The sequence below is a fragment of the Amycolatopsis solani genome, assembly GCF_033441515.1.
Taxonomy (GTDB): domain Bacteria; phylum Actinomycetota; class Actinomycetes; order Mycobacteriales; family Pseudonocardiaceae; genus Amycolatopsis; species Amycolatopsis solani.
The window spans coordinates 2,624,597-2,641,339 of record NZ_JAWQJT010000001.1 but is presented as its reverse complement, the minus strand read 5'-3'; the positions used below and the strand labels follow the sequence as shown (position 1 = coordinate 2,641,339).

Annotated in this window: 14 protein-coding genes; 9 read left to right on the top strand and 5 right to left on the bottom strand. The window is 71.8% G+C overall.

Going from position 1 to position 16,743, the window contains the following annotated elements; genetic code table 11:
* Positions 1–4: 4 nt before the first annotated feature.
* Both abmR and SD460_RS13045 read right to left on the bottom strand, forming a co-directional pair.
* The gene (gene abmR, locus SD460_RS13050; protein ID WP_290056902.1) at positions 5–562 is read right to left on the bottom strand and encodes an ATP-binding transcription factor AbmR; all 558 of its coding nucleotides are present in this window, start codon (positions 560–562) and stop codon (positions 5–7) included.
* Positions 563–649: 87 nt separating this feature from the next.
* Entirely contained in the window at positions 650–2,623 is a 1,974-nt protein-coding gene (locus SD460_RS13045) for a thioredoxin domain-containing protein (RefSeq protein ID WP_318306194.1), read from the bottom strand.
* A 66-nt stretch (positions 2,624–2,689) separates the two neighbouring features.
* Between SD460_RS13045 and SD460_RS13040 the strand changes: the two genes are divergently transcribed.
* The gene (locus tag SD460_RS13040; RefSeq protein ID WP_318306193.1) at positions 2,690–4,057 is read left to right on the top strand and encodes a 3' terminal RNA ribose 2'-O-methyltransferase Hen1; all 1,368 of its coding nucleotides are present in this window, start codon (positions 2,690–2,692) and stop codon (positions 4,055–4,057) included.
* On the top strand, positions 4,054–6,543 hold the full coding sequence (locus SD460_RS13035; protein WP_318306192.1) for a polynucleotide kinase-phosphatase: 2,490 nt from the start codon (positions 4,054–4,056) through the stop codon (positions 6,541–6,543). Before SD460_RS13040 ends, SD460_RS13035 begins: the two co-directional genes overlap by 4 nt.
* On the opposite strand, the gene SD460_RS13030 is transcribed toward SD460_RS13035, so the two are convergent.
* Both SD460_RS13030 and mca read right to left on the bottom strand, forming a co-directional pair.
* A complete protein-coding gene (locus tag SD460_RS13030; RefSeq protein ID WP_290061446.1) occupies positions 6,540–6,866 on the bottom strand; it encodes a hypothetical protein in 327 nt (108 codons plus the stop codon). The genes SD460_RS13035 and SD460_RS13030 overlap by 4 nt on opposite strands.
* Positions 6,863–7,768 carry a mycothiol conjugate amidase Mca gene (mca, locus tag SD460_RS13025; protein ID WP_290061445.1) on the bottom strand — a complete coding sequence of 302 codons (906 nt, stop codon included), beginning with the start codon at positions 7,766–7,768 and terminating at the stop codon, positions 6,863–6,865. Before mca ends, SD460_RS13030 begins: the two co-directional genes overlap by 4 nt.
* Positions 7,769–7,904: 136 nt before the next feature.
* On the opposite strand from mca, the gene SD460_RS13020 reads away from it, so the two are divergent.
* The 3 genes from SD460_RS13020 to SD460_RS13010 all read left to right on the top strand — a co-directional run bounded on the left by SD460_RS13020 (position 7,905) and on the right by SD460_RS13010 (position 9,909).
* Complete coding sequence (locus SD460_RS13020; protein ID WP_290061443.1) at positions 7,905–8,348, top strand: DUF4307 domain-containing protein; 444 nt, start codon at positions 7,905–7,907, stop codon at positions 8,346–8,348.
* Between the two features lie 195 nt (positions 8,349–8,543).
* The gene (greA, locus tag SD460_RS13015) at positions 8,544–9,047 is read left to right on the top strand and encodes a transcription elongation factor GreA (RefSeq protein WP_086857442.1); all 504 of its coding nucleotides are present in this window, start codon (positions 8,544–8,546) and stop codon (positions 9,045–9,047) included.
* Between the two features lie 49 nt (positions 9,048–9,096).
* Entirely contained in the window at positions 9,097–9,909 is an 813-nt protein-coding gene (locus SD460_RS13010; RefSeq protein WP_290061442.1) for an MBL fold metallo-hydrolase, read from the top strand.
* A gap of 57 nt (positions 9,910–9,966) precedes the next feature.
* Here the strand turns inward: SD460_RS13010 and SD460_RS13005 are convergent, their stop codons facing one another.
* Positions 9,967–10,440 carry an Lrp/AsnC family transcriptional regulator gene (locus tag SD460_RS13005; RefSeq protein ID WP_290061439.1) on the bottom strand — a complete coding sequence of 158 codons (474 nt, stop codon included), beginning with the start codon at positions 10,438–10,440 and terminating at the stop codon, positions 9,967–9,969.
* A 109-nt stretch (positions 10,441–10,549) separates the two neighbouring features.
* On the opposite strand from SD460_RS13005, the gene hppD reads away from it, so the two are divergent.
* From hppD to SD460_RS12985, 4 genes are all read left to right on the top strand, one after another.
* Positions 10,550–11,749 (top strand): 4-hydroxyphenylpyruvate dioxygenase, encoded by a 1,200-nt coding sequence (gene hppD, locus SD460_RS13000; RefSeq protein ID WP_290061438.1) that lies wholly within the window; start codon positions 10,550–10,552, stop codon positions 11,747–11,749.
* A 123-nt stretch (positions 11,750–11,872) separates the two neighbouring features.
* The gene (locus SD460_RS12995; RefSeq protein WP_318306191.1) at positions 11,873–12,418 is read left to right on the top strand and encodes a YbaB/EbfC family nucleoid-associated protein; all 546 of its coding nucleotides are present in this window, start codon (positions 11,873–11,875) and stop codon (positions 12,416–12,418) included.
* A gap of 10 nt (positions 12,419–12,428) precedes the next feature.
* Complete coding sequence (locus tag SD460_RS12990) at positions 12,429–12,737, top strand: type VII secretion target (protein ID WP_290061435.1); 309 nt, start codon at positions 12,429–12,431, stop codon at positions 12,735–12,737.
* Positions 12,737–16,732, top strand: a complete 3,996-nt coding sequence (locus SD460_RS12985) for a DUF8616 domain-containing protein (protein WP_318306190.1) — start codon at positions 12,737–12,739, stop codon at positions 16,730–16,732. Before SD460_RS12990 ends, SD460_RS12985 begins: the two co-directional genes overlap by 1 nt.
* Positions 16,733–16,743: the final 11 nt, after the last annotated feature.

The following is a 16,743-nucleotide window of genomic DNA, read 5'->3' as shown; positions in this document are numbered from 1 at the left end:
TTCTTCACGCCAGGTCAGGGCCCTTCGAGCGCAGGTCGTCGACCTTGCTCATCGCCTCGCGCAGGTCACCCAGCCAGCTGTCGGCGTGCTCGCCGACCAGCCGGACCGCCCACGCGAGCGCGTCCGACCGCGAACGCGCGACGCCCGCGTCCACCAGCGTGTCCAGCACCAGGCGTTCCGGCTGCCGCAGCCGGGTCATCACCGGCGCCGAATGCGTCGTGAACAGCGCCGTCGTGCCGCCGAGACGGGCGCCCCACGCCACCTTGCGCTGGTAGCGGTGCTCCGCCTGGCGCGCGATCTCGATGCGCTCGTCGCGCGTCTCTTCGCGGAACCGGCTGATCCGGCCTTCCTCCGCCGCCGCGCGGGCCGCGTCGTCGGCGTGCTCCTCGCTCAACGCCGGCAGCTCGCCGACCACGATGATCTCCTCGCGGTCGACCGTGACCTCCGCGGCTCCGGTGAACCAGCCGTCGGGCAGGCGTCCGCCGAACCAGGCCGCCGCGTCGTCCGCCGAAGGCACTTCGGCCTGCTGCCAGCCCCGGCTACCTCGCCAGCCTCGTCCCATGTCCGCCACCTCCGCGATTACATGATTACAACGCTACTGACGCTACGCCGACTACAGGGGGATACCCAGCACGTTCTCCCAGGGCGATCAGAGCTGAGCGGTCAGTGCCTCCGCCGACGTGACCGGCCGGTCGCAGACGTACCCGCGGCAGACGTAGGCCGCCGCGGCCCCGTCGACCAGGGGGCGGTCCGCCAGCAGCGGGACGCCGGGCGCGTCCGGCTCGCCGGCCAGCACGATGCCGCCGCCGTGCACGCCGCGCGCCGCGGCCAGGCGCAACGCCGGGTCCGCGCCGACCACCGCGACCTGCACCGGGCCGGCCTGCAGCGCCTCGGCCACCGACAGCCAGTGCCCGGCGAACCGCGGCACCCGCGCGGCCAGCACGCCGACGCGGCGAAGCGCCTGCTCGGCGGCGTCGCGGTACCGCGCGGAATCCGCGTGCCCGGCCAGCGCCGACGCCGTCAGCAGCGCCCCGGCCAGCGCGGACGCCCCCGCCGGGCTCGCGTTGTCGCCCGGGTCGGCCGGACGCTGGACCAGCGCCTCGGCGTCGTCGGCGGTGTCGAAGTACGCGCCGGGGACGTCCGGGGACGCGAAGTGCGCGAGCGCCAGGTCGAGCAGCCGCATCGCTTCGGTGAGCCACTTCGCCTCGCCGGTCGCCTGGTGCAGGGCCAGGAACCCGTCGGCGACGCACGCGTAGTCCTCGAGCACCCCGGCGGATTCCCCGACGACGCCGTCACGCGAACTGCGCCGCAAGCGCCCGTCGACGACGTGCACCCGCAGCAGCAGCCCGGCCGCCTCGACCGCGCCCTCGATCCACTGTGGACGGTCCAGCGCCACGCCCGCCTCGGCCAGCGCCTTGATCGCCAGCCCGTTCCAGGACGCGATCACCTTGTCGTCCCGGCCCGGCTGCGGCCGCAGGTTCCGCGCCGCCAGCAGGGGGAGCCGGATCGCCTCCGGGAGCTCCCCGAACAGGCGCAGCGTCGACGTCCCGTGCTCGAAGGTCCCCTCTTCGGTGACGCCGAACAGCTCGGCGGCCGCGTCGGCGTCGTCGCCGAGCACCTCACGCAGCTGCGACGGCGTCCAGACGTAGGTGAGGCCTTCGACGCCGTCGGTGTCCGCGTCCAGCGAAGACGCGAAGCCGCCCTCCGGCGTCCGCAGGCCGTCGAAGAGGAACTCCGCGGTGCCGGTCGTCACCCGCAACGCCGTCGCCGAGCCGGTCCGGCGCCAGAGGTGCGCGTAGAAGCCGAGCAGCAACGCGTTGTCGTACAACATCTTCTCGAAGTGCGGCACGAGCCACTCGGCGTCCACGGAGTAGCGCGCGAAGCCGCCGGCCAGCTGGTCGTACAGCCCGCCGCGGGCCATCGACTCGGCCGTCTTGTCCACCAGGGACAGCGCGGCCGCCGACCCGGTCCGTTCGTGGTGGCGCAGCAGGAACTCGAGCACCATCGACGGCGGGAACTTCGGCGCGCGGCCGAAGCCGCCGTTGACCGGGTCCGCCTCCTGCGCCAGCTTGGTCACCGCGGCGTCGAGCACGGCTTCGTCCACAACGGACTCCTGGAGCGGGCCGGTCTGCTCGGCGAGGTGCGCGACGATCTGCTTCGCGCCCTCCAGCAGCTCGTCCGGCCGCTCGCCCCACGCCTCGGCGACGGCGGCCAGCAGCTGCCGGAACGACGGCATGCCCGGCCGCGGCGACGGCGGGTAGTAGGTGCCGCAGTGGAACGGCTCGCCGTCCGGGGTCAGGAAGCAGGTCATCGGCCAGCCGCCCTGCCCGGTCATCGCCTGCGTCGCGGCCATGTACACCGCGTCGATGTCCGGCCGCTCCTCGCGGTCGACCTTGATGTTGACGAAGTGCTCGTTCATCACGGCGGCGGTTTCGGCGTCTTCGAACGACTCGTGTGCCATGACGTGGCACCAGTGGCACGCGGCGTAGCCGACGGAAAGCAGGATGGGCACGTTCCGCCGCCGCGCCTCGGCGAGCGCGTCCGGACCCCACTGCCACCACTCGACCGGGTTGTCCGCGTGCTGGAGCAGGTACGGGCTGGTCGCACTGGCGAGGCGGTTCATGCCTTCAGGGTCGCACCCGGCGAAAAACGCACGCGCGCGCACCGGCCGCTCCGCCACACTGGACGGGTGCTGCTGACCATCACGACGACCCGGAACCCGGCCACCGACTTGGGTTTCCTGCTCCACAAGCACCCGGCGAAGGCGCAGACGGTCGCGTTGTCGGCCGGTACCGCGCACGTCTTCTACCCGGAGGCCGGGCCGGAGCGCTGCACGGCCGCGCTGTTCGTCGAAATCGACCCGGTCGGGCTCGTCCGCGGCGGCGGGACGGCGCTGACCCAGTACGTCAACGACCGGCCCTACGCCGGCGGCTCGTACCTCGCGGTCGCGCTGCGGGCGGCGTTCACGACGGCGCTGGCGGGCCGCTGCGCCGCGCGCCCGGAACTCGTCGACGAGCTCTTCGACCTCGAGGTCCGCGTGCCGTCGCTGACCGCGCGTGGCGGGGCCGAGGCCGTGCACAAGCTCTTCGAGCCGCTCGGCTGGCGCGTTTCGGCCACGCCCATCCCGCTCGATCCGCAGGTCCCCGAGTGGGGCGAAAGCCGCTATGTCGACCTGACGCTGACCGGCACCCACCGCGTCGGCGACGCGCTGCGGCACCTCTACGTGCTGCTGCCCGCGCTCGACGGCGACAAGCACTACTGGGTCGGCCAGGACGAGGCCGACAAGCTGCTGCGCGCCGGCGAGGGCTGGCTCGCCGCGCACCCCGAGCGGGAGCTCATCGCGAACCGCTACCTCGAGCGGCGCCGCCCGGTGGTGGACTACGCGCTTTCGCGGCTGGCCGACGCCGGCGACGTCCCGGCGGAGGCCGAGGCACTGGTCACCGAGCTGCCGGACCAGCCGGAAAGCCTCGCGTCGCAGCGCCACGGCAGCGTGCTCGCCGCGCTGCGGGCCGCGGGCGCCCGGCGCGTGCTCGACCTCGGCTGCGGCTCCGGCGCGCTGCTGCGCGTGCTCGAGAAGGAGCGTTCCTTCGTCGACATCGTCGGCGTCGACGTCTCCGCGAGCGCGCTCGCCATCGCCGAGAAGCGGCTGGGCGGCTACACCCGGGTCACGCTGCGGCAGTCCGCGCTCACCTACGCCGACCCGGCGCTGGCCGGGTACGACGCCGCCGTGCTGATGGAGGTCGTCGAACACGTCGACGAAGACCGGCTGCCGGCGCTGGAGCACGCGGTGTTCGGGGTCGCGGCGCCGCGCACGGTGATCGTCACGACGCCCAACGCGGAGTACAACCGGCTGTTCGAGTTCCTGCCGATGGGGCATTTCCGGCACGCCGACCACCGGTTCGAATGGACGCGAGCCGAGTTCCGCGCCTGGGCGGACGGCGTCGCGACCCGGCGCGGCTACGACGTCCGGTTCCTGCCGATCGGACCGGTGGACCAGGAATCGGGACCGCCGACCCAGCTGGCGGTCTTTTCGACGACCGAGGAGGTGGCCGCGTGAAGCTGACCGTCCCCGACATGGCGCTCGTCGTGCTCGTCGGCGCTTCCGGCTCCGGCAAGTCCACGTTCGCGCGCACGCACTTCGCGCCGACGCAGGTGCTCTCCAGCGACTTCTTCCGCGGCCTCGTCGCCGACGACGAGAACGACCAGGCCGCGTCCCCCGACGCCTTCGACGCGCTGCACTACGTCGCGGGGAAGCGGCTCGCGGCCGGGCGGACGACCGTCATCGACGCGACGAACGTCCAGCGCGCTTCCCGGGCGAGCCTGGTGAAGCTCGCGAAGGAGCACGACGTGCTGCCCGTGGCGATCGTGCTCGACCTGCCGCTCGGCGTCTGCGTCACGCGCAACGCTTCACGGCCCGATCGCGAATTCGGCGACCACGTGGTCCGGCGGCAGCGCGGCGAGCTGCAGCGGTCGCTGAAGTCGTTGGAGCGCGAGGGTTTCCGGCGCGTGCACGTGCTGCGGTCGGAAGCCGAGGTGGCCGAGGCGGAGCTCGTCGTCGAGCCGCTGCGCAACGACAAGCGTGAGCTGACCGGGCCCTTCGACGTGATCGGCGACGTCCACGGCTGCGCGGCCGAACTGGAGGAGCTGCTGGCCGAGCTGGGGTACGTCGACGGCGTCCACCCGGACGGGCGGACGGCGGTGTTCGTCGGCGACCTCGTCGACCGCGGCCCGGACACCCCCGGCGTGCTGCGGCGGGTGATGGGGATGGCCGCGGCCGGGACCGCGCTGGTCGTCTGCGGGAACCACGAGCAGAAGCTGGTGCGCGCGCTGCACGGGCGCAAGGTCAACGCCGCGCACGGGCTCGCGGAGTCGCTGGCGCAGCTCGCCGAGGAGAGCGAGGAGTTCCGGCGGCAGGCGCACGAGTTCTGCGACGGGCTGATCGCGCACTACGTCCTCGACGGCGGTGACCTCGTCGTCGCGCACGCCGGGCTGCCCGAGCGCTACCACGGGCGCGCGTCCGGCCGGGTGCGCAGCATGGCGCTCTACGGCGACACGACCGGCGAGACCGACGAGTACGGCTTGCCTGTGCGGCTGCCGTGGGCACGCGACTACCGCGGGTCCGCGATGGTTCTGTACGGCCACACGCCGACGCTCGAGCCGGAGTGGGTCAACAACACGATGTGCCTGGACACCGGGTGCGTCTTCGGCGGGAAGCTGACGGCGCTGCGCTACCCGGAGCGCCAGGTCGTCTCGGTGAAGGCGCACCGGGTCTGGTACGAGCCGGCCCGGCCGCTCGACGCTTCGCGGCCGCCGGCCGGGCGCGAACCCGCGGTGCTGGAGCTGGCCGACGTCACCGGGAAGCGGGTCGTGCAGACCGCGCACCACGGCCGGGTCGGCGTCTCGGCGGAGCAGTCGGCGGCGGCGCTGGAGGTGATGAGCCGGTTCGCGGTCGACCCGCGGTGGCTGGCGTACCTGCCGCCGACGATGGCGCCGTGTGCGACGTCGGCGCGCCCCGACCACTTGGAGCACCCGGACGAGGCTTTCGCCGAGTACCGCGCGGCGGGCGTGCAGTCGGTGCTGTGCGAAGAGAAGCACATGGGGTCGCGGGCGGTCGTCCTGGTCTGCCAGGACGGCGTCGCGGCCCGGCGGTTCGGCATCGAGGGCGGGGGCGCGGTGTACACGCGCACCGGGCGGCCGTTCTTCCCGGCCGCGCAGAACCGCGAGCTGCTGGCGGACGTGCGCTCCGCCGCGGCCGAGCTGTTCCGGGAGCTGGACACCGGCTGGCTGCTGCTCGACGCCGAGCTGCTGCCGTGGAGCGCGAAGGCGGGCTCGCTCATCTCGGAGCAGTACGCGTCGGTGGGCGCGGCCGCCCAAGCCGTGCTGCCGGCGGCCGTTTCGGCGTTGACCACGGCGGCCGCGCGCGGCATCGACGTCTCGGACCTGCTGGCGCGGACGGCGGCCCGGTCGTCCACAGTGGACGCCTACCGGACGGCGTACCGGCGCTACTGCTGGCCGACTCAGGGCCTGGAGGGCGTCCGGCTGGCGCCGTTCCAGCTGCTGGCGTCCGAAGGGGCGGCCTACCACGACCGGCCGCACGCGTGGCACCTGTCGATGCTGGAGCGGCTGGCCGGACCGCGGTTCCAGCCGACCCGGACGCTCGAGGTGGACCTGCTGGACCCCGCGTCGGTCGCCCGGGGCGTCTCGTGGTGGGAGGAACTGACCGCCGGCGGCGGCGAAGGCATGGTCGTCAAGCCCGCGGCCAACCTGACGCGGGGCCCGCGCGGCCTCGTCCAGCCCGGCGTGAAGGTGCGCGGGCGCGAGTACCTGCGGATCGTCTACGGGCCGGACTACACGCTGCCGCCGAACCTGGAGCGGCTGCGCAAGCGCGGGCTGAACCGGAAGCGGACGCTGGCGCTGCGCGAGTACGCGCTCGGGCTGGAGGCGCTGGAGCGCACCGCGCGGGGCGAGCCGCTCTGGCGAGTCCACGAATGCGTGTTCGCGGTGCTCGCCCTGGAGTCGGACCCGGTGGACCCGCGGCTCTAGCTGTCGGCCTTGGTGGCCGGGGAGTCCTTCGCGGGCTTCTCGGCCGCCTCCGGCTGCTCGGCCTTCGCCTCGGGCGGCGCCGGCGCGGCCTCGGCCGGCGGGTCGTCGAAGCTCGCCGGGACTCGCTTCAGGTGCTTCGTCATCGAGCGGACCAGGAAGGCCACCGCCACGAGGAACAGGATCAGCACCAGGAAGCCGACCGGGGACGACTTGCCGAAGTCCTCCCCCTGCCCGCCGTTGTCGCCGTTGCCCGGCTGCTGCGTCAGGACCAGGGCCGACGCGGTCACCGGAAGCGCCACGCCGGCCGGCAGCGTCAGACTCATGTACTCACCTTCTCCTCGATACCGGCGAACAGGTCGTCCTCCGGCAACGTGCTGTCCACCAGCGACTTGACCAGCTCGTACTCCTCGGTCGGCCAGACCTCGCGCTGCATCTCCAGCGGTACTGCGAACCAGCGGCTGGTGGGGTCGATCTGCGTGGCGTGCGCCTTGAGCGCCTCGTCCCGCACCTCGAAGTATTCACCGCACTCGACGCGGGTCGTCACCCGCTCCATGACATCGGCCCGCTCCGGGTCCCACTTCGCCAGCCACTCGGTGTACGGCGACTCGAGCCCGGCCGCCTTCAGCGCCTCGTCGAAGAGCGTCATCCGGGCCCGCGAGAAGCCGTGCCCGTAGTACAGCTTCAGCGGCTGCCACGGCTCACCGGCGTCGGGGAAGCGAGCGGGGTCCGGGGCCGCGTCCCACGCCGCCATCGACACCTCGTGGGTGCGGATGTGGTCGGGGTGCGGGTAGCCGCCGTTCTCGTCGTACGTCGTGATGACGTGCGGGCGGAACTCCCGGATCACGCGGACCAGCGCCTCGGTCGACTCCTCCAGCGGCACGACGGCGAACGACCCCTCCGGCACCGGCGGCATCGGGTCGCCCTCGGGCAGGCCCGAGTCGACGAAGCCGAGCCAGCGCTGGCTCACGCCGAGGATCTTGGCCGCGCGGGCCATCTCCTCGCGGCGGATCTCGGCCATGTTCGCCAGCACTTCGGGGCGGTCCATGGCCGGGTTCAAGATGCTGCCGGCTTCGCCACCGGTGCAGGTGACGACCAGCACCTCGTGGCCTTCGGCGGCGTAGCGCGCCATCGTGGCGGCGCCCTTGCTCGACTCGTCGTCGGGGTGCGCGTGCACGGCCATCAGGCGCAAGCGCGGCTTCGGGGTCTTCGTCAGCGGGTCCACCATGCTGCGAACGGCTCCTTCTCTACCTGTATTCCGCGACCCACCTGCGGGCCGCCCACCCAGCGGGCGGATACTCGAAGCCGTACCCGCCCCACCATTGTCCCCGCGGGTACGACAAGAACGAGCAGGAGGCCCCGCGTTGGCGAGCGGACCGGCGAAAACGGCAGCCCCCGTGCTGCCCGAAGGCCGGTACGGCAGCCGCGGCGCGAAGCCGTCCCGGCGCTGGCGCCGGTGGCTCTTCCTGGCCATCGCCCTGCTGGTCAGCGGCGTGATCACCTGGGTCGCGTACGTCAACCTCGGTGCCGCGCCGATCGACGCCGAGCGCGTCGCGTTCAGCGCGAAACCGGGCAACGCGATGGAAATCACCATCAACGTGACGCGGGACGACAACAGCAAGCCGGGCGTCTGCATCGTGCGCGCCCGCGACAAGACCGGCGCCGAGAGCGGCCGCAAGGAGCTCCTGGTTCCCGCCGGCGCGAAGTACAGCAGGATGAGCACGACGATCAAGAGCATCGGGGTACCGGTGACCGCCGACGTCTTCGGCTGCTCGTACGACATACCACGCTATCTGTCAACCCCATAGCGGCCAACGGGGTGAACCGCGCGCCCAACGCCCGGGGCCAGCGGAATTGACGGGCGTCGACCTGTCGCGCCGTGATAGTCTGACCCCTCAGCACGGCCCGCGACGGGCCGTGTTTTTCCTTTATCTCAGCCACGCGGGCAACTACGCCCGTGTGGGCCGGCTTGAACACGCAAGCCTGGCAGGCCCGACGAGGAGATGGTGACCGTGAGCGACACCAAGGTGACCTGGCTGACCCAGGATGCCTACGACCGGCTCAAGCACGAGCTCGACGAAATGATCGAGAATCGGCCGGTCATCGCCGCGCGCATCAACGACAGCCGCGAAGAGGGCGACCTCAAGGAGAACGGCGGCTACCACGCCGCCCGTGAAGAACAGGGCCAGGCCGAGGCGCGCATCCGGCACCTGCAGGAGCTGCTGCGCTCGGCCAAGGTCGGCGAAGCGCCCGCGAACGACGGCACCGCCGGCCCCGGCAAGGTCCTCACCGTCCGCTACGAAGGTGACGACGAGGACGAGAAGTTCCTCCTCGCCACCCGCGAAGAAGGCGCCGAGGGCGAACTCGACGTGTACTCCCCGGAGTCGCCGCTGGGCAAGGCCCTGCTCGGCGCCAAGGAGGGCGAGTCCCGCGAGTACGAGCTGCCCAACGGCAAGCTGCAGAAGGTCACCCTCGTCAAGGCGGTTCCCTACACCGACGCGAAGTAAGCGCGGCTAGGTTGTCCTCCCAGGATCCACATTCTGGGAGGACACAGTCGTGAGCACCGAACCGATCTGCCGAGCGTGCGGCATGCAGTACGCCACCGCCCGTGACGACTGCCCGGTCTGCGAGGACGAGCGCCAGTACGTCCCGCAGTCCGGGCAGCAGTGGACGAACCTGGCTTCGCTGCGCGAGAGCGGCACGTACACGCCGCGGATCGAAGAGCAGGGCCCCGGCATCGTCGGCGTCGGCTCGAACCCCGGCTTCGCGATCGGCGAACGCGCGCTGCTCGTCCAGGCGCGCTCCGGCAACTTCCTCTGGGACTGCGCGGCGTACCTCGACGACGCGCTGGTGGCGCAGGTCCGCGACCTGGGCGGGATCACCGGCATCGCGATCAGCCACCCGCACTACTACACGACGATGGTCGAGTGGGCGCACGCGTTCGACGTCCCGATCTACCTGCACGAAGGCGACCAGGAGTGGATCGGCAGGCCCGACCCGGCGGTCAAGCTGTGGTCCGGCACCACCCTCGACGTGGCCGACGACCTGCGCCTGATCAACCTGGGCGTGCACTTCACCGGCGGCACGGTCCTGCACTGGCCGGACGGCGAGGACGGGCAGGGCGCGCTGCTGTCCGGCGACATCGTGCAGGTGATCCCGGACCGGACGCACGTCGGGTTCATGTACAGCTACCCGAACCTCGTGCCGGAGCGCCCGCACATCGTGCGCCGGGCGGCGGAACTGCTGGCGGGGTACCGGTTCGAGGCGATCTACGGCGCCTGGTGGGACGCGATCGTGCGGACCGACGGGTTCGAGGTCGTCCAGCGCTCGGCGAAGCGCTACCTGGCCCAGGTCATCGACGGACGCTGAGGCGGGCACGGCGCGGGTCTCGTGAGTGTTTAGTCGGGTTCTAACCCGACTAAACACTCACGACCGGGCGGTGCGCGCGAGCAGGGGGCGGACCCGGGGCGGCACCGGGGTCGAGAGCGCGATCGACGTCGACGTCCGCAGCACGTCCGGCACGCCGACCACCTCGTCGATGACCCGCTGCAGGTCGTCGTTGCCCCGCGCCACCATCCGGACGAACAGGTCACCCTGGCCCGTCGTCGCGTGGACCTCGCAGACCTCGTCGATCGCCGACAGCGCCTCCGTCACCTCCGCGCGGCGGCCCTGGGCGATCTCCAGCCACGCGAACGCCGTCAGGCCGTAGCCCATCGCGGCCAGGTCCAGTTCCGGCGGGAAGCCGCCCAGGATGCCGCGCTCGGTCAGGCGGTCGAGGCGCGCCTGGACCGTGCCGCGCGCGACCCCCAGCCGCCGTGCGCACTCCAGCACGCCGAGCCGCGGCGAGTCGGTCAGCAGAAGCAGCAGTCGCGCATCCAGCGCATCGAGGTTCTCCGGCATGCACAGATTGTCCATGATGACGGCCGATACCGGACGGTCACCAGGCAGATTGTGCAGCAAAAATAGAGACCATTGCGCATCTTGCCTCGAAGGGATGATCCTTCGGGGTATGACCCAGACTGCCGACCCCCAGGGTGCGCTCGACGACGTCAGCTACGACCAGCTGCGTCAGCTCGTCGGGCTCGTGGACCACGACGCCTCGACCGACCCGTTCCCGGTCAAGGCCATGGACGCGGTGGTGTTCATCGCCGGCAACGCCACCCAGACGGCCTGGTACTACCAGATCGCGTTCGGGATGCAGCTCGTCGCGTACTCGGGCCCCGAGACCGGCGACTTCGAGCGCAAGTCCTACGTCCTCAAGTCCGGCTCGGCCCGGTTCGTCATCACCGGCGGCGTGAAGCCGGACTCGCCGCTGCTCGACCACCACCGCAAGCACGGCGACGGCGTCATCGACCTGGCGCTCGAGACCACCGACGTCGACAAGTGCGTCGAGCACGCCCGCGCGCAGGGCGCGACCATCCTCGAAGAGCCGCACGACGTCTCCGACGAGCACGGCACCGTGCGCGTAGCCGCGATCGCGACCTACGGCGAGACCCGCCACTCGCTGGTCGACCGGTCGCGCTACACCGGCGTCTACCTGCCCGGCTACGAGCCGCGCGAGAGCGGCATCAAGCGGCCCGAAGGCGCGCCGAAGCGGCTGTTCCAGGCCGTCGACCACTGCGTCGGCAACGTCGAGCTCGGCAAGATGGACTACTGGGTCGACTGGTACCACCGCGTCATGGGCTTCGTGAACATGGCGGAGTTCGTCGGCGACGACATCGCGACCGAGTACTCGGCGCTGATGAGCAAGGTCGTCTCGAACGGCAACCACCGCGTCAAGTTCCCGCTGAACGAGCCCGCCGTCGCGAAGAAGAAGTCGCAGATCGACGAGTACCTCGAGTTCTACGGCGGCGCGGGCTGCCAGCACATCGCGCTGGCCACCAACGACATCATCGCGACGGTCACCGCGATGCGCGCCGCCGGCGTCGAGTTCCTCGACACCCCGGCCTCGTACTACGAGGACCCGGAGCTGCGGGCCCGGATCGGCGAGGTCCGCGTGTCGATCGAGACGCTCAAGGAGCACAGCATCCTGGTCGACCGCGACGAGGACGGCTACCTGCTGCAGATCTTCACGAAGCCGATCGGCGACCGCCCGACCGTCTTCTACGAGCTGATCGAGCGGCACGGCTCGCTGGGCTTCGGCAAGGGCAACTTCAAGGCCCTGTTCGAGGCGATCGAGCGCGAGCAGGAGCGCCGCGGCAACCTCTGACACAACTCGGCGAAAGGCCACCATCGGGAACCCGCGGGTCCCCTATGGTGGCCTTTGGCGTATTCGGGGAACCGGGGGCGGCCCGGATCCGTCAGTGGGGTGGAGCAGAGAGAAGGGGCCGGGATGCCGGACAGCATCGACGCCAGCGACGCGATGATCGACAACTGGACCAAGCGGCTCGAGGAGAACGCCGCGCGGTACCAGGCGCTGGCCGATCGTGTGCAGGGCCAGTCGGTCACCGAGCGGTCGAAGGACGGCACCGTCACGGTGACGATCGATTCGCGCGGGCTGCTGAAGAACCTCGTCATCGCCGAAACCGCGGCGGGCAAGCGGATGGCCGAGGTGTCGGCGCAGGTGATGCAGCTGGTTCAGCGCGCGCAGGCGCGGATCCCGGAGCTGCTGCAGCAGGCCATGGCGGAGACCACCGGCACCGCCGACCAAGCCGCGGCCGAGATCGTGCGCGAGGCGCAGAGCACCTTCCCGGAGCCGCCGCCGGAGCCCGAACCCGCGTTCCCGGAACCCGACCGCGTCCGCCGGTTCCTGCCGGAGGAAGAACAGCCACCGGCGCCGCCACGCACCCCGCCGCCGCCCGCGCCGCCGCAGCCACCGCGGCGCCGTCGTCCGGTGGACGACGATGACGACGACTTCGGCGGACCGATCCTTTCCTGAGGGGGAACCGATGACGGATGTGGAACTCAGCACCGACCTGACCGCGCACGCCCACCAGCTCGACGCCATCGGCGACGGGTTGCAGCAGGCCGTCGACGCGGCGAACCAGGTCAGCATGCCGACGGACGCGTACGGCATCCTCTGCCAGCCGTTCCGGATGATGCTGGACCCGGTCGAGCAGTACGGGATCGACGCGTTGAAGGACGCCGTGTCGGCAATGACGGCGGTGTCCGGCAAGGTCCGCGAAGCCGCCGCGGCGTACCACAAGTACGAAACCGGCGTCGCCGACGACCTGAACACGTCCACCGGCGGCGCGTGATGCCGGAGGGGAATCCGCTCGTCGCGGAGTCGAAGCAGGACCCGGACGGCCCCGGCGCGTTCACCGCCGGCAACGGCGACTACGGCTGGGCCGGCGGCATCGGCATCGCCGAATCCTCCATGGACGCCTTCAACGGCATCAAAGACGGCGACTGGGTCTCCGGCGGCCTCGGCATGCTCTCCCTCGCCGGAGAAATCGCCGGCGCCGCCATCGACCCCTTCGGCTACCTGATGTCCTCGGTCGCCTCGTTCCTCATGGAACACATCCAGCCCCTCAAGGACATGCTCGACTCCATCGCCGGCAACCCCCCGGTGATCCAGTCCTACGCCGACACGTGGGGCAACGTGTCCAAAGCGCTGGGCGAACGCAAGACCGACTTCGACAACGCCGTCAAGAACGGCACCACCGGCTGGCAGGGCGCCGGCGCGGACGCCTACCGCAAGTTCGCCGCGGAACACTCCGAGGCGCTCTCGGGAGCGGCGACGGTGGCCGGGGCGATCAGCACGGTCACGATGATCATGGGCCAGGTCGTGTCGTTCGTGCGGGAGACCGTGCGGCAGCTGATCGCGGACCTGGTCGGGAAACTGATCGCGTGGGTGATGGAGGAGGTCTTTTCCCTCGGCTTCGGCACCCCGGTGGTAGTGGCGCAGGCGTCGGCGGCGATCGCCAAGTGGGGGAAGAAGATCGGGGAGCTGCTCAAGAAGCTCACCGACACGATCCGGAAAGTGTCGCCGCTGCTGTCGAAGCTGGTCGACGTCTTCGAGAAGATCGCGAAGGTGTTCGGCAAGGTGCTGGGCAAGGTCTCCGGGCTGGACGGGTTGAAGGTGAAGGAGGGCGGGTTCGTCCACAAGATCCCCAAGGGTGAGGGTGGGGTGCATGCCCGGGCCCATGGTGGGGACGGGGATTCGCCGGATCCCGGTCATGCGGACGGGGACGGTTCTTCGCCGGATTCCGGTCGTGCGGACGGGGATTCGCCGAGTTCGGACCCGGACTCCTCACGTCGGAGCTCGAGCGGAGACAGCTCGCCTTCGCATGCGGGCGACTCGAGCGGGGACGGCGGCGGCTCGCCGTCACACGCGGGGGACGACAGCCCGTCGTCGACGCGAGGGAGCGACAGCACCCCCGCCCACACCGGCGACAGCAGCCCCTCGCCCACTCGCGGCGGTGACAGCACGCCTTCCCGCGCCGGCGACAGCTCTCCCTCGCCGACCCACGCGGGCGACAACACGCCCTCGCACACCGGGGACTCGAGCCCCTCACCCACCCATGCCGGCGACAACACGCCCTCGCACGCCGAAAACAGCAGTCCTTCCCCCACTCGCGGGGGTGACAACTCGTCCAGCCACGCCGGGAACTCCGGCCCCTCAGCGCGTGCGGCCGACAGCCCGGCACCCACGCATGCCGGGTCACCGAGCCACGCCGACGGCGGCACCCCCACCCACTCCGGCTCCTCACCGGCAGCCCGCTCGGACGCTCCCGGCCCGCACGCCGACAGTGGATCCTCGCCCGCAGCCCGTTCAGACACCCCCAGCTCGCACGCCGACGGCGGCGGCACCCCCACCCACTCCGGCTCCTCGCCCGCACCCGGCTCGCACGCCGGTACCGAGACGCCCAGCAGCGCCGCGCCTCCGCGCGTCGATGGCACCACCTCCGCCAGCGGCACCGCTCCCGCCGCTCCGCGCACCGGTGATCCCGGGACCGTGCCCTCCCCGCGTGGCGGAGACGGCTCCGCCCTCCCGCCCCAGGGCGGCGCACCGATGGCCGGCGGCATGCCACCCGGCGGCTCACCGGCCGGCGGCGGCCTCGGCGGGGGCTCCCCCCGCACCGGCGGCGGCGGTGGGGGCTGGACCGGCACCCCCGGCAGTCCCGGCGCCCACGTCGACGCCCCAGGCCGTCCCCGTGTCGGCGACGCCAACGCGCCCAGTCGTCCCCGCGTCGGCGACGCCGACGCCCCCGGTCGCCCCCGCGTCGGCGAACCCGACGCGCCCGGACGACCGCGGACCGGCGCTGGCGACACCCCGCGCACCCCCGAACCCGCCGCCCGCGGTTTCGGGCCCGACACGCCCGGCGCCCGGCCCGGCACGCGCACCCCCGACGGCAGCCCGGCCCACCGCCCCGGCGCCCACGGCCCGGACGGCGGCCCCACCAACCCGCCCGGCACCCACGGCCCCGACGGCACCGGCCACCACACCCCCAACAGCCACCACAGTCCCGACGGCGACGGCCACCACAGTCCCGACGGCGACCACACCCCCCTCACTCCCGACGAAGTCAACACCCGCCACGCCGAACACACCCCCTCCGGCAGCTCCTACCACGCCGGCGACCCCGACATGGGCGACCTCCCCCACCGCGTCCAACCCGACCCCCACGGCCGCTACACCGTCGACGTCCACGTCACCCCCGACGGACACGCCCGCATCGGCAACCACCACTACACCCCCGAACAATTCGCCGACATCCTCCGCCGCAACACCGACTACGACGGCCGCCCAATCCGGCTCATCGGCTGCGACGCCTCCTCCAACGACTTCGCCCACCGCCTCTCCCGCGAACTCGACACCGAAGTCCTCGCCCCCACCCGCCCCGCCTGGACCGACTCCCACGGCCGCGTCTTCTCCTCCGACTACGAAATCGGCCCCGACGGCCGCATGCGACCCCGCATCCCGCCCGACGGCGAATGGAACACCCACCACCCCGACGGCACCACCCACCGCGCCGGGGACGACGGGTTCGCGCCGGACAGCCACCACGGGGACGCGCACGACGTCGACGCCGACAGCGCGCTCGCGCGGGGCAAGGACCACCCGGACATGCACGACCTCGACGAGGGCTGGCACGAGCCCGAGTTCAAGCGCCACGAAGACGTCACGCTCGGGCGGAACGAGCGGTTCTTCGACCCGGCGAACCCGCGGCACCTCGAGCCGAACACGCGCTACGAGGTCACCGACCCCGACGGGCGGTTCACGCGCGTCTACACGAACGGCGAAACCCCGCCGCGGATCACGCACGTCGACGCCGACGTGCCGAACACCCGGGTGGGGAACAGCAGCGTCGAGGTCGGGAACCCCGACACCTCGCACCTGCTCGGCGACGTCGACTACCGCGTCAACACCGGCGAAGGCCACTTCGAGTTCCACACCGACGTGGACGGACGGCCCGAGCTGGACATCGACCACTTCGACCCGCCGATGACGCCGCCGCCCGTCGAACGCCGGATCACCGGCTACGACCCCAGCCACAACGGCGACGGCCCGTTCGGCGCCACACCACCGGAAGACCTCAAGCCGAACAGCCGGTACGAGATCTACACGACGGCGCCCGACGGCACCGAACAGTGGCACGGCACCTTCTACACCAGCGGCGACAACCCGCCGGAGTTCACGCACATCAAGACGTGGCACGACAACGAACGCGGCATGATCAACCCGGAGACGGGTGACAAGCACACGATGCACGACCAGCACGGGGGCCGGCCCGAGGGTGTGCCGGTGCGCGGCGCCAAGTACGAAATCGGCGACATGCACTACCACGCCGACGAGCACGGGAACGCCGCCGTCTCGTGGGAGCCCGACTACACCAGCCCGGCGACCAAGCGGGTCAACACCGACGTCCAGGACCGGGTCGGCAAGATCGGCCAGGCCGACGACGCCACCAGCACCGTCAACCGCGGCGGGCACACCGCCGACCACCGCTCGGGCGGGCTGCAGGGGCGCCTCGGCATGGTGCCGCAGGACTACTACCAGAACCACAGCGTGAGCGCGGACCCGGACAACTGGCGGCGGATGGAGATCGACCGCCAGACCTTCGAACGCCACGGCGGGGACCACGGCCCGGTGCGCGTCTACGCCGACGCGCCGTCGACCGGGGAAACACCCGACCGGCTGCACGTGATGTCCGAGAGAATCCACCCCGACGGCACCCGCACGTACAACTACAGGAGCTTCCCGAATGTCGCGAACCCAGCCCCCGTGGTACCCCCCACCCGGACCTGACCTCCGGGAGG